Origin of the sequence: Bacillus cereus group sp. BcHK124 (genome assembly GCF_027712065.1) — a bacterium.
GTDB classification, from domain to species: domain Bacteria; phylum Bacillota; class Bacilli; order Bacillales; family Bacillaceae_G; genus Bacillus_A; species Bacillus_A pacificus.
On record NZ_JAQFPJ010000001.1, the window covers coordinates 298,848 to 316,468 of the forward strand.

Sequence of the window (17,621 nt, forward strand, 5' to 3'; positions counted from 1 at the left end):
TAGAAAAGATGAGAGTTGTTTTACAACGATCAAAGGAAGCGTCTGTCACAGTAGACGGTGAGATCGTAGGACAAATTCCGTTCGGTTTAACATTACTAGTTGGCATTACGCATGAAGATACAGAAAAAGATGCAACTTACATTGCAGAAAAAATTGCGAACTTACGTATTTTTGAAGATGAGAGTGGAAAGATGAATCATTCTGTACTTGATGTAGAAGGACAAGTTCTATCCATTTCGCAATTCACATTATACGGAGATTGCCGCAAGGGAAGACGTCCAAACTTTATGGATGCTGCCAAACCTGACTATGCAGAGCGTTTATATGATTTCTTTAATGAAGAAGTACGTAAGCAAGGATTGCATGTAGAAACAGGGAAGTTCGGAGCAATGATGGATGTTTCTTTAATCAATGATGGTCCGGTGACCTTAATTGTGGAAAGTAAATAGTGTTGCTGAAGAAGAGAGGGGATGAGCCCCTCTCTTCTTTTGTGGTTTTTAATGGTATATTTTGCTAGTTATTGTTATGATAGTTAAGAAAATAAACGATATAATCGGGGGATTATGGGAGGTAAATTTTATGGAAACATTTGTACTCGTTCATGGAGCATGGGATGGCGGTTATGTTTGGAAAAAACTAGCTAAACTTTTAAGGGAAAGGGGTCATAGTGTATATACTCCTACATTAACTGGACTTGGGGAACGAACACATCTTATGCAACCTAATATAGGGCTGAAAACATTTATTCAAGACATTGTTAATACTATTAAATATGAGGGTCTAAGAGATGTAATTTTAGTAGGGCATAGTTATTCTGGTATGGTAATTACAGGTGTAGCAGAAGAGATTCCCGAGTTTATTAAAGAGCTAGTATACGTGGATGCAATGCTTCCGGAAAATGGTGATTCTGTTATGGATATTTCTGGGCCGGAAATGGCCGCACATTTTATAGAAGAAGTAAAAGTATACGGGGAAGGATGGCGTGTTCTTCCTAGAAATACAATAGATGAAAAAAAATCAGCGATGTCATTGTTGGCTTTTACACAATCGGTTGAAATAAAAAACTCTAAAGCGCAACTTATACCCCATATATACGTAGAAGTAAAGGATAATCCAGAACATTGGCCAATGACGCCTATCTTTTTAGAATCAGCAAAAAAAGCAAGGGATAGAAAATGGGAAGTTTTTTCTATTGAAGTTGGTGGGCATTGGGTAATGGAAACTAATCCAGAGGCGTTGGTTCGTATATTGAATCAGTGTGTAGAAGTAGTTTAATGTATGCTTTATTTCCTGTGGAAGAAAGGGAAGTGCAAGGTATATTACATGTAATGTTAGAAATGATCGTATTTGGGCTAGGTATTGCAGTGTTGTTATATTCATTTGAAGCATCATATGCTAGCGAGTGGACTGGCCAATTATTATAAATACAATAATACTAATGTTTATTTTGAGTCAATAGCTTTTTCGTTTATGTATAACTCTCTAATCAATATGGAACAATAAAAAGTAAAACATCCATATTGAATGTGAGGGATATACGTATGCGTATGAATGAAAAAGGGCATTCTGTTACAAATGGTGCAAATCAACTGTTTAACGTAAATTTTCATGATTTTATTTCAAAAGAGCAAAACAATACTTCGATGGAGCTTGCTTCTGAGTTTGGCATTTCTCTTCAAGATGTAAAGCGTCTAAAGAAGCAGATTGAACGCTCTTAGAGCACTTGACAATCCTACTGAACAAACGTATAGTAATTTTATATTTACATATGAATATAACCGTTGATAGAGAAGAGTAAATGAGACACACATGGAAAGAGAAGAAATGTCTTAGGCTGAAAACATTTCTACATGATGACTGATTGAATGACACTCTAGAGGTTTCAACTTGAACGGCATATACGCTTAGTAGGGATGAACGCACATTTAAGCGTTATTAAAAAAGTGGAAGCATACGTGCTTCAATTAGGGTGGCACCACGGGTATAATACTCTCGTCCCTACTGTTCAAACAGTAGAGGCGGGAGTTTTTTTATTTTTATTAAGATTAAAACAATTTGAGGAGGAACTGAATATGTCTATTCAAATCCCACGCGGAACGCAAGATATTCTTCCAGGCACTGTTGAGTTATGGCAGTATATCGAAGGGCAAGCACGCGAAATTTGCCGTCGTTACAATTATAAAGAAATTCGTACACCAATTTTTGAACACACGGAGCTATTTTTACGTGGTGTTGGTGATACGACAGATATCGTACAAAAAGAAATGTACTCATTCCAAGATCGTGGAGAGCGTAGTTTAACATTACGTCCAGAAGGTACTGCACCTGTTGTACGTTCTTACGTTGAAAATAAAATGTTCGGTGACGCAACACAACCAACGAAATTATATTATATCGGTCAAATGTTCCGTTACGAAAGACCGCAAGCAGGTCGCTATCGTCAATTCGTACAATTTGGTATTGAAGCAATCGGTAGTAACGACCCTGCAATTGATGCAGAAGTCATTGCACTTGCTGTAGAGTTTTACCGCGGCATGGGCTTGAAAAATATTAAAGTTGTATTAAACAGTTTAGGTGACGCAGCAAGCCGTCAAGCACACCGTGATGCATTAATCGCACACTTTGAGCCACGTATCGGCGAATTCTGTTCTGACTGTCAATCTCGTTTAGAAAAGAACCCTCTTCGTATTTTAGATTGTAAGAAGGACCGTAACCATGAATTAATGGGAACAGCACCATCTATTACAGAATACTTAAACGAAGATTCAGCAGTATACTACGAAAAAGTTCAAGAACTATTAACGATGATGGATGTTCCATTTGAAAAAGATCCGAACTTAGTACGTGGTTTAGACTACTACCAACACACTGTATTTGAAATTATGAGTGAGGCAGAAGGTTTTGGTGCTATTACTACATTAAGCGGTGGTGGACGTTACAACGGACTTGTACAAGAAATCGGTGGACCAGAAATGCCAGGTATCGGTTTTGCGATGAGTATTGAACGTTTAATTATGGCACTAAAAGCTGAAAACATTGAATTACCAATCGAACATAGTATTGATTGTTACGTTGTGGCGCTTGGTGAAAAAGCGAAAGACCATGCTGCAAAAGTTGCGTTTGATCTTCGTAAAGCTGGATTATCAGTTGAAAAAGATTATTTAGACCGCAAAATGAAGGCACAATTTAAATCAGCAGATCGTCTAAAAGCGAAATTTGTAGCTGTATTAGGGGAAGATGAGCTAGATAAAGGCATCATTAACTTAAAAGATATGGCTACAGGCGAACAAGAAGAAGTAGCGTTAGATGTATTTGCTTCATACGTAGCAGAGAAATTAATATAGGGGGAACTTACAGTGGCTGAAAGAACACATGCATGTGGAAAAGTAACAGTAGAAGCAGTTGGACAAACACTTCAATTAAAAGGTTGGGTACAAAAACGCCGTGATTTAGGTGGGTTAATCTTTATCGACTTACGTGACCGTACAGGTATCGTACAAGTTGTATTTAACCCAGAAACATCAAAAGAAGCGCTAGAAGTAGCAGAAACAATTCGTAGCGAATACGTATTACACGTAGAAGGTACAGTTGTTGAGCGTGGTGAAGGCGCAATTAATGACAATATGGCAACTGGTCGTATTGAAGTACAAGCAACAAAGGTAAACGTATTAAACGCAGCGAAAACAACGCCAATCATTATTGCTGATGATACAGATGCATCAGAAGATGTGCGTTTAAAATATCGTTATTTAGACTTACGTCGTCCTGTAATGTTCAATACATTCAAAATGCGTCATGACGTAACAAAAACAATTCGTAATTTCTTAGATACAGAAGAGTTCTTAGAAGTAGAAACACCAATTTTAACGAAGAGCACGCCAGAAGGGGCTCGTGACTATTTAGTACCAAGCCGTGTACATGACGGTGAATTCTATGCGTTACCACAGTCTCCACAGCTATTTAAACAGCTTCTTATGGTCGGCGGATTTGAGCGTTACTATCAAGTAGCACGCTGTTTCCGTGACGAAGATTTACGTGCGGACCGTCAGCCAGAATTTACGCAAATCGATATTGAAGCTTCATTCTTAACACAAGAAGAAATTTTAGATATGATGGAGCGCATGATGACGAAAGTTATGAAGGATGCGAAAGGTGTAGAGATTAGTGCACCATTCCCTCGTATGACTTACGCTGATGCAATGGCTCGTTACGGTTCTGATAAGCCAGATACACGCTTTGAAATGGAACTAACAGACTTATCTGAGTTTGCAGCAGGTTGTGGATTTAAAGTGTTTACAAGTGCTGTAGAAAGCGGCGGACAAGTAAAAGCAATTAATGCAAAAGGTGCTGCGAGCAAGTACTCTCGTAAAGACATCGATGCATTAACTGAATTTGTAAAAGTATACGGTGCAAAAGGTTTAGCTTGGCTTAAAGTGGAAGAAGACGGCTTAAAAGGACCGATCGCGAAATTCTTCGGTGAAGAAGATGCAAACGTGTTAATGACTACATTAGAAGCTACTGCTGGTGATTTATTACTATTCGTAGCAGATAAGAAGAGCGTTGTTGCAGATAGCTTAGGTGCACTTCGTTTACGTCTAGGTAAAGAGCTTGAGTTAATTGACGAAAGTAAATATAACTTCCTATGGGTAACGGATTGGCCGCTTCTTGAGTATGATGAAGATGCAGATCGTTACTTCGCAGCTCACCACCCATTCACAATGCCATTCCGTGAAGATGTTGAGCTATTAGAAACAGCACCAGAAAAAGCACGTGCACAAGCATATGACCTTGTATTAAACGGTTACGAGCTTGGTGGTGGATCACTTCGTATTTACGAGCGTGACGTACAAGAAAAAATGTTCAAAGCACTTGGATTCTCACAAGAAGAAGCGCAAGAGCAATTCGGATTCTTATTAGAAGCATTCGAATACGGTACTCCACCACACGGTGGTATTGCATTAGGTTTAGACCGTCTTGTTATGTTACTTGCAGGTCGTACAAACCTTCGTGATACAATTGCATTCCCAAAAACAGCAAGCGCAAGCTGCTTATTAACAGAAGCTCCAAGCCCAGTTGCAGAAGCACAGCTTGAAGAGTTAAACTTAAAATTAAGCTTAAAAGAAGAGAAGTAAGAATAGGGTCTAGATGGTTATACTAATACCATCTAGACTTTTTTTGAGAGGTTGTTTAAAAAGTCCGGTTCAGATGGCTGTCGCATCTCGTCGTTACGTATGCTAGTCCGGTGCTCGAGTAGTAACGCTACACTGCGCTCCTCCTGGCTTCAGCGCCTCGATCTGTTCGGCTCTCTGAATCCTCCTTTTTAAACGTGTATTTAGGAAGAAACAAAATCCCGGTTTACACTATGTTTTTATTTTCGAAATATGTATTTTTAGGAATTCTATAACTTTTTCTATACAAATAGTCGGAAAAACGCTAGAATACATGGTAGACCATTTTTGTAATAGGAGTGTAGAGCTGAATGTTACATCAATTTTCACGTAATGAATTAGCCTTCGGTAAAGAAGGACTTGAAATATTAAAAAATAGTACAGTCGGTATTTTAGGAATTGGCGGCGTAGGTTCTTTTGCAGCTGAAGCGTTAGCACGTTCTGGAGTTGGGCGTCTCGTATTAGTAGATAAAGATGTTGTAGATATTACAAACGTGAACCGTCAAATTCACGCTTTAGTATCTACTGTAGGACGTTCAAAAGTAGAATTAATGAAAGAGCGTATTGCAGACATTAACCCAGAGTGTGAAGTAATTGGACTAGAAATGTTTTATACAGATGAAACATATGAAGAGTTCTTTAAACACGGTTTAGACTTTGTAGTGGATGCATCTGATACGATTACGTTCAAAATTCATTTAATTAAACAATGTTTACGTCGTAAAATTAAAATTATCTCAAGTATGGGTGCAGCAAATAAAATGGACCCAACTCGTTTCCGTATTGCGGACATCTCTAAAACACATACAGATCCAATTGCGAAAGTCATTCGTACGAAGCTTCGTAAAGAGGGTATTAAAAAAGGTGTAAAAGTTGTCTTCTCTGACGAAAACCCAATCGTAATTCGTGAAGAGGTACGTAAAGAAATTGTACCAGACGAAAATGCAAAAATTCGTAAAGCGAAATTACCACCTTCATCAAATGCATTCGTACCATCTGTGGCAGGCTTAATTATGGCAAGTCACGTTGTACGTGAACGCATTAAAAATGTAGAAGTGAAACGTGTAGGGCAAGAATAAAATGAAAGCATATATCCATTTCGGATATATGCTTTTTTAGATGTGCTAAAGAAATAGGGGTATTTGCATTGCTACTAGTTCAAATGTAAGCAAGGCCAGTAAGTAATAATCATATTTGTCTGATTTATAACCTGAGGTCTTTTTTAAACTGTGAATGGTAAAAAGACCTAACGTTAGAACGAGAATACCGAGTGTTATTTTGAAGGCTACTAATGAAATGGCAATCAGCTCCTTTCAATCGTATATGTTTATAGTAACATTTAAGTAAAAAATATCCAGTTGATTCGGGGGGGCTTTGTATAGCAGGTTTACTTATTTTGTAAATATTTGTCGGTAAATCGATATTCCTTGTCGAATAGTCGATATAATTAAAAAATCGTTGATATATTGTAAGTTACGATAGATATATTCGAAAAATCGTCGATATAATTTCATTTACCAATATGCTATCCACCGAAGAGACAAAAAAAGGATGTCACTTAGCCGGAAAATTGGGCTAGGTAACATCCTTTTTTAATTCTCTGCAGAATAAATAATATCTAAATTTCCATTTTGATCTGTCTTGAAAATGGGAGCGATCTGCTCTTCTTGTTCTTCAACTGAAACGAGTTTTCGAGCACGATCCATAATTCTAACGAGCATTGCATAATCTTCTTCGATTGCTTGTTGTTTTTTTGTGAGTACAGCTAATTTAGTTTCGAGCTCATCATTCGTTTTTTGCAAGGAAGTGAGCTGAGTTTGTAATACTTCATTTTCAGTTTGTAACTTTGCGAGTGAAGGATTATTGTGCTCCAAGTTTTGCAAAAACGAGATGACATTTTGCATTGTAAGTTCTTGTTTACTTGGTACAATATCTTCTGAAAACTCAGCGTCGATTACGAGTTGTTTCGTTTTTGTGAACTGATCTTTTTCTATTTTAGCTTCAGAACGCTTTAATTCTTTACGTTGTTTTTTCGCAAGCTGCACCGCATCTTCATAATTCGGCCTTACTTCAGCATTCCATCTAAAACCGCAAGCTGCGGAAGTGCGGTTTAAAGCATCGCCGACTTCATCGAATGCTTTTATTTGTGTACTGCCGCTGCGAATATGTCGTAAAACAGTTTCTGCTAAAAGGAGATCGTCTTCTTTTGTCCATGCATCTTGACGTGTTTTCATAAGCGAAGCCTCCATAATGGTGACGTTTTCGCTTATGTTACCCTTTATTTTTCGTTTTATTCGAACTTTGTAATCTTTCATATACAGTAGAAAGTGCTTGTTCAAATTTCCCTGTCATTTTCGGTTTATAATATTGTTTGTTTTTTATTTTATCAGGTAAGTATTGTTGCTGTACCCAACCATTTGGATGGTCGTGTGGATATAAGTAGCCAATGCCTCTTCCAAGTGCCTCTGCGCCTTTGTAATGACTATCTTTTAAATGAATTGGGATGTCGCCTGTTTGACCGTTCCTTAAATCGTGTAAGGCAGCATCAAGTGCTTTATAAGCTGAGTTTGATTTTGGTGATAGGCAAAGCTCAATAACGGCATTTGCAAGTGGTATGCGTGCCTCTGGGAATCCAACTCGTTCAGCTGATTCTATAGCGGCTAGTGTACGCGGTCCAGCTTGCGGGCTAGCAAGTCCAATATCTTCATATGCCATAATAAGAAGACGTCTACCAATGCTTTGCAGGTCACCGGCTTCAATAAGACGTGCTAAATAGTGAAGTGCTGCGTTTACATCACTTCCGCGCACTGATTTTTGAAATGCTGATAATACGTCATAATGAGCATCTCCGCCTTTATCGTGAACGAAGCTCTTTTTTTGTAAGCATTCTTCCGCGATTTCCAGCGTAATTTCCGCAGCTTTGTCATCAGTTGTAAAGCTAGATAAAACAGCGAGTTCCAGTGCATTATAAGCGGAACGCATATCTCCGCCTGATGCATTTGCGAAGTGATGTAATGCTTCAGGCGTAACAGTTACATCATATTCCCCAAGACCTTTTTCTTTATCTTCAAGTGCTCGTTTTAAGCCAATTAAAAGATCATTTTCTGTTAATGCGTGTAATTCGAAGATTTGACACCGACTTCGAATAGCAGAATTAATAGCATGGAACGGATTACTCGTCGTCGCACCAATTAAGGTAAGGAGTCCACTTTCTAAATGAGGTAATAGAAAATCCTGTTTTGCTTTATCTAGACGGTGTACTTCATCTAAAATTAAAACGAGGTGTCGATGCATCTTTGCCTCTTGTACGACAACTTCCATATCTTTTTTATTGTGAGTAACAGCGTTTAATAGGCGAAAAGGGGTTCCGGTACTTCCTGCAATTGCGCTCGCGATGGATGTTTTTCCAGTGCCTGGAGGGCCATATAAAATCATAGATTGAAAATGATTTGCTTGGACCATTCGCCATAAAATTTTTCCTTCACCAACTAAATGTTGTTGTCCGATAATTTCTTGAATATTTGTAGGGCGCATTCGATGTGCGAGTGGTTGTTTCATTTTTACCGTCTCCCTTAATGTATAATCTCTTTCTATCGTATCATTTTTTTTAGTGGAATTTGAAATAGGATGCTGTTTTGTGGGAAAAATGAATATGAATATTTTCATTTTTCTTTCAATTGTAATAATTTCCGAGTTTTTCAATGTGATTTTATGTTATCATTTTGATACACAAGTTGAAATTTCTTATAATACTATATTATGCTATAATTTCATAGGATTTTAAATTGTGTTCTTTTATAAATAAGATATAACCAATAGAAGTGAAAATTTGAAAAGAGGTGCAAAATAGATGAAGATTTCAACGAAAGGCCGTTACGGCTTAACAATTATGATCGATCTTGCAAAAAAGTTTGGTGAAGGTCCAATTTCCTTAAAATCAATTGCGCAGGCACACGATTTATCGGAACATTACTTAGAGCAATTAATCTCACCACTTCGTAACGCGCGTCTAGTAAAGAGTACACGCGGAGCATATGGCGGGTATGTATTATCAGATCAGCCAGCTAACATTACAGCTGGGGATGTAATCCGTGTATTAGAGGGTCCGATTAGTGTTGTAGAAATGATAGAAGAAGAAGAACCAGCACAACGCCAATTATGGATGCGTGTTCGTGATGCGGTGCAAGAAGTGTTAGATAGTACAACGTTAGAAGATTTAGTACGTTATGAGGAAGAAAATCACGGGGGCTATATGTTTTACATTTAATTCCTTGTGAAACGATTTGGAAAGAAGGAGATTTAATGGAACGCATTTATTTAGATCATGCTGCGACATCTCCGACTCACCCGGAAGTGGTCGAAAAGATGATTCCATATATGACAGAAACATTCGGAAATCCGTCTAGTATTCACTTTTATGGACGTCAAACGCGCCATGCAGTAGATGAGGCGAGACGCGCATGTGCACGTAGCATTCATGCGAATCCGAATGAAATTATATTTACGAGTGGTGGTACGGAAGCGGATAATTTAGCGCTTATCGGTGTAGCACGTGCGAATCGTCATAAAGGTAACCATATTATAACGACGCAAATTGAACATCATGCAATTTTGCATACGTGTGAATTGTTAGAACGTGAAGGATTTGAAGTGACATATTTACCTGTTGATGAAACAGGACGCGTTCAAGTTTCTGACATACAAAAAGCATTAACAGAAGAGACAATTCTTGTATCTATTATGTTTGGGAATAATGAAGTTGGGACGATGCAACCAATTGCGGAAATAGGTAAGTTGCTAAAAGATCATCAAGCTTATTTCCATACAGATGCGGTACAAGCTTACGGTTTAGTAGAAATTGATGTGAAAGAGTTTGGTGTTGATTTATTATCAATTTCGGCTCATAAAATTAACGGACCAAAAGGTGTCGGGTTCCTATATGCTGGTGCAAACGTGAAATTTGAACCGTTATTAATAGGTGGGGAGCAAGAAAGAAAACGCCGTGCTGGTACTGAAAATGTGCCGAGCATCGTTGGGTTGCAACATGCAATTTTGCTATCTGAAAAAACTCGTGAGCAAAAAAATGCCCAATATGAAGAGTTTAAAGATATAATGGTATCTGTCTTCAAAAATGAAGACATTACTTTCGAGGTAAACGGAAACTTAGAATATCGATTACCACATGTGCTTAATATTAGTTTTACAGGAATGAACATTGAACCGTTTCTTGTGAACTTAGACTTAGCTGGCATTGCAGTATCAAGTGGTTCGGCTTGTACAGCTGGTTCGATTGATCCATCACATGTATTAGTGGCGATGTTCGGAAAAGACTCCGATCAAATACGTTCATCCGTACGTTTTAGTTTCGGACTTGGAAATACGAAAGAGCAAGTTGAGAAAGCGGCGTACGAAACAGTGAAAATCGTGAAGCGATTAACACAAAATTAGCATGGGAGGTGACATGATGAACAAACTACCTCACGAAACACGCGTTGTCATCGGGATGTCCGGTGGCGTCGATTCATCTGTAGCGGCTCTTTTATTAAAAGAGCAAGGTTATGATGTAATCGGAATTTTTATGAAAAACTGGGATGATACAGATGAGAATGGTGTTTGCACAGCAACAGAAGATTACAATGATGTAATTGAAGTGTGTAACCAAATTGGTATTCCGTATTATGCAGTAAACTTTGAAAAACAATACTGGGATAAAGTATTTACGTACTTCTTAGATGAATACCGAGCTGGTCGTACACCAAACCCAGATGTAATGTGTAATAAAGAAATTAAATTTAAAGCATTTTTAGAGCATGCCATTGCGCTCGGTGCTGATTATGTAGCAACAGGTCATTATGCACGCGTTGCTTATATGGACGGCGAATATAAAATGCTTCGCGGCGTTGATGACAATAAAGACCAAACGTATTTCTTAAATCAATTAAGCCAAGAGCAATTATCAAAAACAATGTTCCCGCTTGGTGAACTGAAGAAACCACAAATTCGTGAAATGGCGAAAGAAGCTGGTTTAGCGACAGCGGCGAAGAAAGATAGTACTGGTATTTGCTTCATTGGTGAGCGTAACTTTAAAGATTTCTTAAGTAACTATTTACCAGCACAACCAGGTGTGATGCAAACGTTATCTGGCGAAGTGAAAGGGAAGCATGACGGTTTAATGTACTATACAATTGGACAACGTCATGGCCTTGGTATTGGTGGTAACGGTGATCCGTGGTTTGCTGTTGGGAAAAACTTGAAAGAAAACATTTTATATGTTGATCAAGGATTCCATAACGAACTTCTATATGGCGATGAAGTTATTGCTACAAATGTTGGCTGGGTAAGTAATGAAGCGAAAGAAAAAGAATTTAAGTGCACAGCGAAATTCCGTTATCGTCAAGAAGACAATAAAGTAACGGTTCAAATCGTTGATGAAAATACAGTTCGTATTCTTTGTGACGAGCCAATTCGTGCAATTACACCAGGACAAGCAGTTGTTTTCTATGATGGAGATGAGTGTTTAGGCGGTGCTACAATTGATGAAGTGTACCGTAGCGGTAAGAAATTGGATTATTTAGGATAAAACGAGAAGCCTCTACCGATTCGCGGTTAGAGGTTTCTTTTACATAAGGCGAATTTTCGTTCGCTTGGAAAATACATTCTTTGTTATAATTTGTTGTAGAGGTGAAGGACATGTCAAACAAACTTGAAACAGGTATTCAATATATGCAAGAAGGAAACTGGGAAGAAGCTGCTAAAAATTTCACAGAAGCAATCGAAGAAAATCCGAAAGATGCGCTTGGATATATTAATTTTGCGAACTTATTAGATGTACTAGGTGACAGTGAGAGAGCAATTTTATTTTATAAACGTGCATTGGAGTTAGATGATAAATCAGCGGCTGCGTATTATGGATTAGGAAATGTATATTACGGTCAAGAGCAATTTGCAGAGGCTAAAGCTGTATTTGAACAAGCGATGCAAGCTGGATTACAATCAGCTGATGTAACATTTATGCTAGGTATTACACATGTGCAACTTGGAAATGACCGTCTTGCACTGCCGTTTTTACAAAGAGCAACAGAATTAGATGAAAACGATGTAGAAGCTTTGTTCCAGTGTGGACTTTGCTTTGCGCGACTAGAACATATTCAAGAGGCGAAGCCTTACTTTGAAAAAGTATTAGAAATGGATGAAGAGCATGCAGATGCGTATTATAATTTAGGTGTTGCATACGTATTTGAAGAAAATAACGAGAAGGCTCTCGCTTTATTTAAGAAAGCAACTGAAATTCAGCCAGATCACTTTTTAGCTGGTAATGGTGTTCGTTTATTAGAGCAAGAAGCTGAATAAGATGAAAATATAGTTAATGAGTAGTTATCCCTCATCTAAATAGGTGGGGGATGTACTGCTCATTAAAGTGAAATGAAACCGGAAAGGAGAGGAAAGATGGGAAATCAACATGCAATGGATTTGTTTGAGGAAGAAAAAAAGTTTATAAAAGCGCAAGTTCTTCATACCATTTTCCACAACGAAGAAAACCTCTATTCCGTTGTCAGTATGAAAGTCATTGAAACGAATGAAACGTACGACGAAAAGAAAGTAATGATAAACGGTCATTTTCCTCGCATGCATGAAGATGAAGTGTTTACGTTGACAGGTCATTTTAAAGATCATCCGAAGTATGGAAAACAATATATGGTCGAAACGTTTAAGAAAGAATTGCCGCAAACGAAAGCCGGTATGGTGCAATATTTAGCGAGTGATTTATTTAAAGGGATAGGAAAGCGTACAGCTGAAAAAATTGTAGATCATCTCGGAGAACATGCTATTTCTAAAATTATGGATGACCCTGAGGCATTAAATGGTGTTGTAAACAAGCAAAAAGCGCAAGAAATATATGAGACAATTGTTGAACATCAAGGATTAGAGAAAGTAATGAGTTTTTTAAATGGTTACGGTTTTGGAACGAAGCTTTCTATTAAGATTTACCAACAATATAAAGAGATGACATTAGAAGTGATTCGTAATAATCCATATCAGCTTATTGAAGAAGTGGATGGAATTGGTTTTGGAAGAGCGGATGATATAGGGCGTGCGTTAGGGATATCGGGTAATCACGACGACCGTGTACGCGCAGGATGTTTTTACACGTTAGAGAATGTCTCATTACAACTTGGTCACGTTTATATGAGGAAAGACCAACTTGTAAGAGAAACGATGTCACTTTTAAACAATCAAGAAGGAAGAGTGACTGAGGAAGATATTGTAGGCTGTATTGAAACGATGCAAAGTGAAGGGAAAGTTATTATTGAAGAAGAGCGAGTGTATTTAGCAACGTTATTCTACTCTGAAAAAGGTGTTGTAAAGTCCATTCGCAGGCTTATGAATCAAGAAGAAACACCTTCATTTCCAGAGGCAGAAGTGTTAAAAACATTAGGTGAAATTGAAGAACAACTGAACGTACAATATGCACCGTTTCAGCAAGAAGCAATTCAAACGGCACTTCATAAACCGATGATGTTATTGACAGGTGGACCAGGAACAGGGAAAACAACAGTTATTAAAGGAATTGTTGAAATGTATGCGTCACTTCACGGGCTATCGTTAAATCCGAATGAATACAGTGATGATAATCCATTTCCGATATTATTAACGGCTCCAACAGGAAGGGCAGCGAAGCGAATGAGTGAATCAACAGGTCTTCCAGCTTGTACAATTCACCGTTTACTTGGTTGGACGCCCGAAGGGTCTTTCCAGCGGAATGAAACAGATCCGATACAAGGGAAATTACTCATTATTGATGAATTTTCAATGGTTGATATTTGGCTTGCAAATCAGCTGTTTAAGTCATTGCCGACTAACATTCAAGTTATCGTTGTAGGCGATGAAGATCAATTACCATCTGTAGGACCTGGACAAGTATTAAAAGATTTATTGAATGCAGGTGCAGTTCCAACAGTAAAGCTTACTGAAATTTATCGTCAAGCGGAAGGTTCATCAGTAATTCAACTTGCCCATGCGATAAAAAATGGAACGCTCCCACCAGATTTAGCGCAAAACCAAAAAGATCGTTCATTTATCGGTTGTACAGGAGCTCAAATTGTTGAGGTTGTTAAGAAGGTTTGTGAAAATGCGAAGACAAAAGGGTTTAGCGCAAGAGATGTACAAGTATTAGCCCCGATGTATCGTGGACCGGCGGGTATTAATGTACTAAACGAAGCGTTGCAAGAAGTGTTTAATCCGAAAAGGGAAAAGAGTAAAGAAATTGCTTACGGTGATGTTGTATACCGAAGAGGCGATAAAGTCTTGCAACTTGTTAATCAGCCGGAGAGCCAAGTGTTTAATGGTGATATCGGCGAAATTGTTTCGGTGTTTTATGCGAAAGAGAACGTTGAGCAACAAGATATGATTATCGTTTCATTTGATGGAATTGAGGTAACATATACAAAACCAGATTTAAATCAAATTACACATGCCTATTGCTGTTCGATTCATAAATCGCAAGGCAGTGAGTTTCCGATTGTGATTATGCCGATAGTAAAAAGTTATAATCGTATGTTACGTCGTAATTTAATTTATACTGGTATTACAAGAAGTAAGAAGTTCCTTATTATTTGCGGGGAGGAAGCCGCTTTCCAGTCTGGTGTAAATCGCCTTGATGATGCAATGCGTCAAACGACTTTAGCTAATCGCTTGCAGGAATCGCAAGGAGAAGTACAGATGGTAACAGTGAATGGCGAAGAAATGGACGTGGAAAACATTTCACCGTATGATTTCATGTAAAAAGGTGAAATTATATAGTGAAACTTTCAAACGTATAACGTTGAAAGGCTCCAGCAATGTATAAATGAATGCAGTTTGGAAATAATGGCGAATAGAATCCGGGAGACTGTAAGGAGATGAACGCCATATGTTTATTTGTCCAAATTGCAAAGGAAAAGACATTGGGAAAATAGGTGTCAACCAATTTTATTGCTGGAATTGTTATATCGAATTATCGGTTTCAAAGGGGAAAATCCATACGCATCAAGTAGAAGAAGATGGTTCGTTAAGTTCTCTTGATGATTTATTTGATGAGAATGAAAGAACGATCGGATAACGAAAAGGGGGATTTACTTTGAATCTACGCAATTCATTAATCGCATTAGGTGTTGGAGCGGCAGCATATCAATATGCTCGCAAACAAGATGTCTTTTCAAAACGCAATATGAAAAAAGCACGTAAGATGATTAAATCTTATTTATAAGCGTAAAAAACTCCCTTCATCAACAAGGGAGTTTTTTTATGCATTTGTATGCAAATATAAAAGTCCAATTTCAGAGAAGAGATAAGATAGGCCGTAACATCCAACGCCAAGCATTCCGTAATGAAATAAATGCTTCGCTCTTTCTTTTCGTGAGGAACGAATAAAGAAACCTTTCCAAATACCAAACCCGATACAAATCCATTCAAGAATCATAAAAAGTGCTGATAATACGAGCATAAATAAAACCATTATGAGCCCTCCTGATTAAATTGTTTCACGCTGCGTTCTCAGGGGTGGTTGTCCTTGTTATGTATATATATGTGCGTCTTTACAAAACAGTATGGTCTGCACAAAAAGATTTTAAAACTTTTGCACATAACCTACCCTATTTATTTTCACAATAAAGGTGGAGGAGGTTTTTCGTGTGAAGAATCTTAAAATCATTTGGATATACCGTTTAGGATTATTGTTACTTGTCTTTCTTTGTTTGCTCGTCTTTTTAAAAATTAAGCCGCTATGGGCACCGATTATTTTTGTATGTAAAGTGGCCATTACACCGTTTCTTATCGCGTGTTTTATTGCGTATTTATTGCATCCTTTAATTGAAAAAATTCATAAAGAAGGGATGCCGCGCACACTCGCTATTTTGCTCATTTACATCCTTTTCTTTGGCGGAATTGGTTATGGAATTTATAAAGGAACGCCGGTTGTGATTAAGCAATTACAAGAAATCAATGAACAATTCCCGCAGTTTACAAAAATGTATGATTCTTGGATGGATGGTGTTACAGAACAAACAGCGAACTTCCCGTCATTTATTCATGAAAAGGTGAAACAAATTTTTGTTGGAGTAGAGACGAAGATACAAGCACTTTTAAATAAAGTGATGAGCACAGCTCGCGGTGTACTGGATTCGTTACTCATTATTTTCTTAATTCCGTTCATTGTATTTTACATATTAAAAGATTACGGCGAGTTTTATCATATTTTTTGGAAACTAGTTCCGAGTAAGTGGCGTAGTACGGGGCAAATGCTGGCGAAAGAAATTGATAAATCACTTGGAAGTTATATTCGAGGACAGTTATTTGTTTGTTTAGTATTAGGGGGCGTATCTGCTCTTTCCTTTTGGTTTATCGGTATGAAATATCCATTGTTACTCGGTATTATTATTGGGGTGACGGATATAATACCGTACTTTGGCCCTATTTTAGGGGCGATTCCGACATTAATGATTGCGGCAACGGTATCAACAAGTTTACTCATTAAAGCGGGGATTGCGATTGCTATTTTGCAATTCGTAGAAAGTAACATTTTATCCCCTTATATCGTTGGTAAGTCCCTTCGCATGCATCCTGTCATTATTATGCTTGCACTACTAGTTGGGGGAGAAGTGGGAGGAATTGTAGGGTTATTAATATCAGTTCCTATTTTAGCGGTTATTCGTACAGTAATCGTTCATGTAAGGCCTCTTTGGAAAAAAGAAGATATGCAATAGGAAGGCCCTCTACTTATAAGAGTAGAGGGCTATCATTATTTAGAGAGTTGTTCGTTTATTTTTTGAACGAGAGAGCTTACATCATTTGTTTGAATATGTTTTATTTTTTTCCATTCATTATCATACATAAATACAATTTGATTGCTGAAAAGTCGCTGTTTTTCTTTTAAATTAGAAATTTTCGCGAAAGCGTACTCTTCAAATAATGGGTTCTTACTTACATCTGGTCCATAAAAGAAGAGGCGTTTGTTCGTTAAAATTAACAATCCCGGCCTTGCGACGGAACGATAAATAAATATGTCTAGTGAACAGGCTACGTAAAACAATATTGTTTCATCAGTCTTTAACATATTTTTAGCTTTGCTCAATAAGGTTGTCACTATAATCGCTCCTTTATTATTAATAATTTAATTATAACAAAAATGAAATATTCGGAAAAGTACGCGGGAGTAGTACAATTTAGTAATACATGCATAATATATGAAAAGGCTGTTAAGAATGAATAGTAGAATAGCTATGATTAATAAGTAATTGATATAATATAAATGATTATCTACATTGACAAACTTAAGAGAATTCTATTATATTTAGTCATATAATACATTAAATCAATGACGGAACAAGTACGTTACAGTCCATTTATAGAGAGAAGCTTCCATATGGCTGAAAGAAGCTTTAAATGAAGGGTAACAGAAAGCTAATCCTGAGAGCA

The 17,621-nt window shown here is 37.6% G+C and carries 18 protein-coding genes, 1 pseudogene and 2 other annotated features (1 of these 21 only partly in view); of the genes and pseudogenes, 15 read left to right on the plus strand and 4 right to left on the minus strand.

What is annotated here, in order from left to right:
• The first annotated feature begins 8 nt into the window (after window positions 1-8).
• From PDK19_RS01615 to PDK19_RS01645, 7 genes and pseudogenes are all read left to right on the plus strand, one after another.
• Entirely contained in the window at window positions 9-449 is a 441-nt protein-coding gene (locus PDK19_RS01615) for a D-tyrosyl-tRNA(Tyr) deacylase (protein ID WP_001266956.1), read from the plus strand.
• Between the two features lie 130 nt (window positions 450-579).
• Window positions 580-1,275, plus strand: a complete 696-nt coding sequence (locus tag PDK19_RS01620) for an alpha/beta fold hydrolase (RefSeq protein WP_049113117.1) — start codon at window positions 580-582, stop codon at window positions 1,273-1,275.
• Between the two features lie 14 nt (window positions 1,276-1,289).
• Window positions 1,290-1,459, plus strand: a pseudogene (locus tag PDK19_RS01625) (YrdB family protein); the annotation flags it as partial.
• Window positions 1,460-1,541: 82 nt separating this feature from the next.
• Window positions 1,542-1,718 carry a hypothetical protein gene (locus tag PDK19_RS01630; RefSeq protein WP_001242605.1) on the plus strand — a complete coding sequence of 59 codons (177 nt, stop codon included), beginning with the start codon at window positions 1,542-1,544 and terminating at the stop codon, window positions 1,716-1,718.
• A gap of 54 nt (window positions 1,719-1,772) precedes the next feature.
• Window positions 1,773-2,003: a binding site (T-box leader), on the plus strand.
• A 69-nt stretch (window positions 2,004-2,072) separates the two neighbouring features.
• On the plus strand, window positions 2,073-3,344 hold the full coding sequence (gene hisS / locus PDK19_RS01635; RefSeq protein ID WP_000027087.1) for a histidine--tRNA ligase: 1,272 nt from the start codon (window positions 2,073-2,075) through the stop codon (window positions 3,342-3,344).
• 12 nt (window positions 3,345-3,356) lie between these two features.
• Window positions 3,357-5,132: an aspartate--tRNA ligase gene (gene aspS, locus PDK19_RS01640; RefSeq protein WP_270706497.1), complete on the plus strand. Its 1,776-nt coding sequence runs from the start codon at window positions 3,357-3,359 to the stop codon at window positions 5,130-5,132.
• 347 nt (window positions 5,133-5,479) lie between these two features.
• Window positions 5,480-6,247, plus strand: coding sequence for a tRNA threonylcarbamoyladenosine dehydratase (locus PDK19_RS01645; RefSeq protein WP_000903177.1), 768 nt, complete (start codon window positions 5,480-5,482; stop codon window positions 6,245-6,247).
• 513 nt (window positions 6,248-6,760) lie between these two features.
• Here PDK19_RS01645 and PDK19_RS01650 read toward each other — a convergent pair.
• Both PDK19_RS01650 and PDK19_RS01655 read right to left on the minus strand, forming a co-directional pair.
• Entirely contained in the window at window positions 6,761-7,402 is a 642-nt protein-coding gene (locus PDK19_RS01650) for an RsfA family transcriptional regulator (protein ID WP_000857700.1), read from the minus strand.
• Window positions 7,403-7,439: 37 nt separating this feature from the next.
• Window positions 7,440-8,726, minus strand: a complete 1,287-nt coding sequence (locus tag PDK19_RS01655; RefSeq protein WP_000812948.1) for a replication-associated recombination protein A — start codon at window positions 8,724-8,726, stop codon at window positions 7,440-7,442.
• A gap of 292 nt (window positions 8,727-9,018) precedes the next feature.
• Here PDK19_RS01655 and cymR point away from each other — a divergent pair, with 292 nt between their 5' ends.
• From cymR to PDK19_RS01690, 7 genes are all read left to right on the plus strand, one after another.
• Window positions 9,019-9,435 (plus strand): cysteine metabolism transcriptional regulator CymR, encoded by a 417-nt coding sequence (cymR, locus tag PDK19_RS01660; RefSeq protein WP_000704116.1) that lies wholly within the window; start codon window positions 9,019-9,021, stop codon window positions 9,433-9,435.
• Window positions 9,436-9,470: 35 nt separating this feature from the next.
• Window positions 9,471-10,616 carry a cysteine desulfurase family protein gene (locus PDK19_RS01665; protein WP_270706501.1) on the plus strand — a complete coding sequence of 382 codons (1,146 nt, stop codon included), beginning with the start codon at window positions 9,471-9,473 and terminating at the stop codon, window positions 10,614-10,616.
• Window positions 10,617-10,632: 16 nt separating this feature from the next.
• Window positions 10,633-11,748, plus strand: coding sequence for a tRNA 2-thiouridine(34) synthase MnmA (mnmA, locus tag PDK19_RS01670; protein ID WP_001038006.1), 1,116 nt, complete (start codon window positions 10,633-10,635; stop codon window positions 11,746-11,748).
• A gap of 110 nt (window positions 11,749-11,858) precedes the next feature.
• On the plus strand, window positions 11,859-12,518 hold the full coding sequence (locus tag PDK19_RS01675) for a tetratricopeptide repeat protein (RefSeq protein ID WP_074614881.1): 660 nt from the start codon (window positions 11,859-11,861) through the stop codon (window positions 12,516-12,518).
• 96 nt (window positions 12,519-12,614) lie between these two features.
• Window positions 12,615-14,951, plus strand: coding sequence for an SF1B family DNA helicase RecD2 (recD2, locus tag PDK19_RS01680; RefSeq protein ID WP_074614880.1), 2,337 nt, complete (start codon window positions 12,615-12,617; stop codon window positions 14,949-14,951).
• 127 nt (window positions 14,952-15,078) lie between these two features.
• Window positions 15,079-15,267: a hypothetical protein gene (locus PDK19_RS01685; RefSeq protein ID WP_000469281.1), complete on the plus strand. Its 189-nt coding sequence runs from the start codon at window positions 15,079-15,081 to the stop codon at window positions 15,265-15,267.
• A gap of 18 nt (window positions 15,268-15,285) precedes the next feature.
• The gene (locus PDK19_RS01690) at window positions 15,286-15,414 is read left to right on the plus strand and encodes a YrzQ family protein (protein ID WP_001053553.1); all 129 of its coding nucleotides are present in this window, start codon (window positions 15,286-15,288) and stop codon (window positions 15,412-15,414) included.
• 36 nt (window positions 15,415-15,450) lie between these two features.
• Here the strand turns inward: PDK19_RS01690 and PDK19_RS01695 are convergent, their stop codons facing one another.
• The gene (locus tag PDK19_RS01695; protein ID WP_000242550.1) at window positions 15,451-15,663 is read right to left on the minus strand and encodes a hypothetical protein; all 213 of its coding nucleotides are present in this window, start codon (window positions 15,661-15,663) and stop codon (window positions 15,451-15,453) included.
• Window positions 15,664-15,838: 175 nt separating this feature from the next.
• Here PDK19_RS01695 and PDK19_RS01700 point away from each other — a divergent pair, with 175 nt between their 5' ends.
• Window positions 15,839-16,909 carry an AI-2E family transporter gene (locus tag PDK19_RS01700; RefSeq protein WP_000793116.1) on the plus strand — a complete coding sequence of 357 codons (1,071 nt, stop codon included), beginning with the start codon at window positions 15,839-15,841 and terminating at the stop codon, window positions 16,907-16,909.
• Window positions 16,910-16,944: 35 nt separating this feature from the next.
• On the opposite strand, the gene PDK19_RS01705 is transcribed toward PDK19_RS01700, so the two are convergent.
• Window positions 16,945-17,289, minus strand: coding sequence for a PH domain-containing protein (locus PDK19_RS01705; protein WP_000209593.1), 345 nt, complete (start codon window positions 17,287-17,289; stop codon window positions 16,945-16,947).
• A gap of 222 nt (window positions 17,290-17,511) precedes the next feature.
• Window positions 17,512-17,621, plus strand: a binding site (T-box leader); it runs 110 nt beyond the window's last position.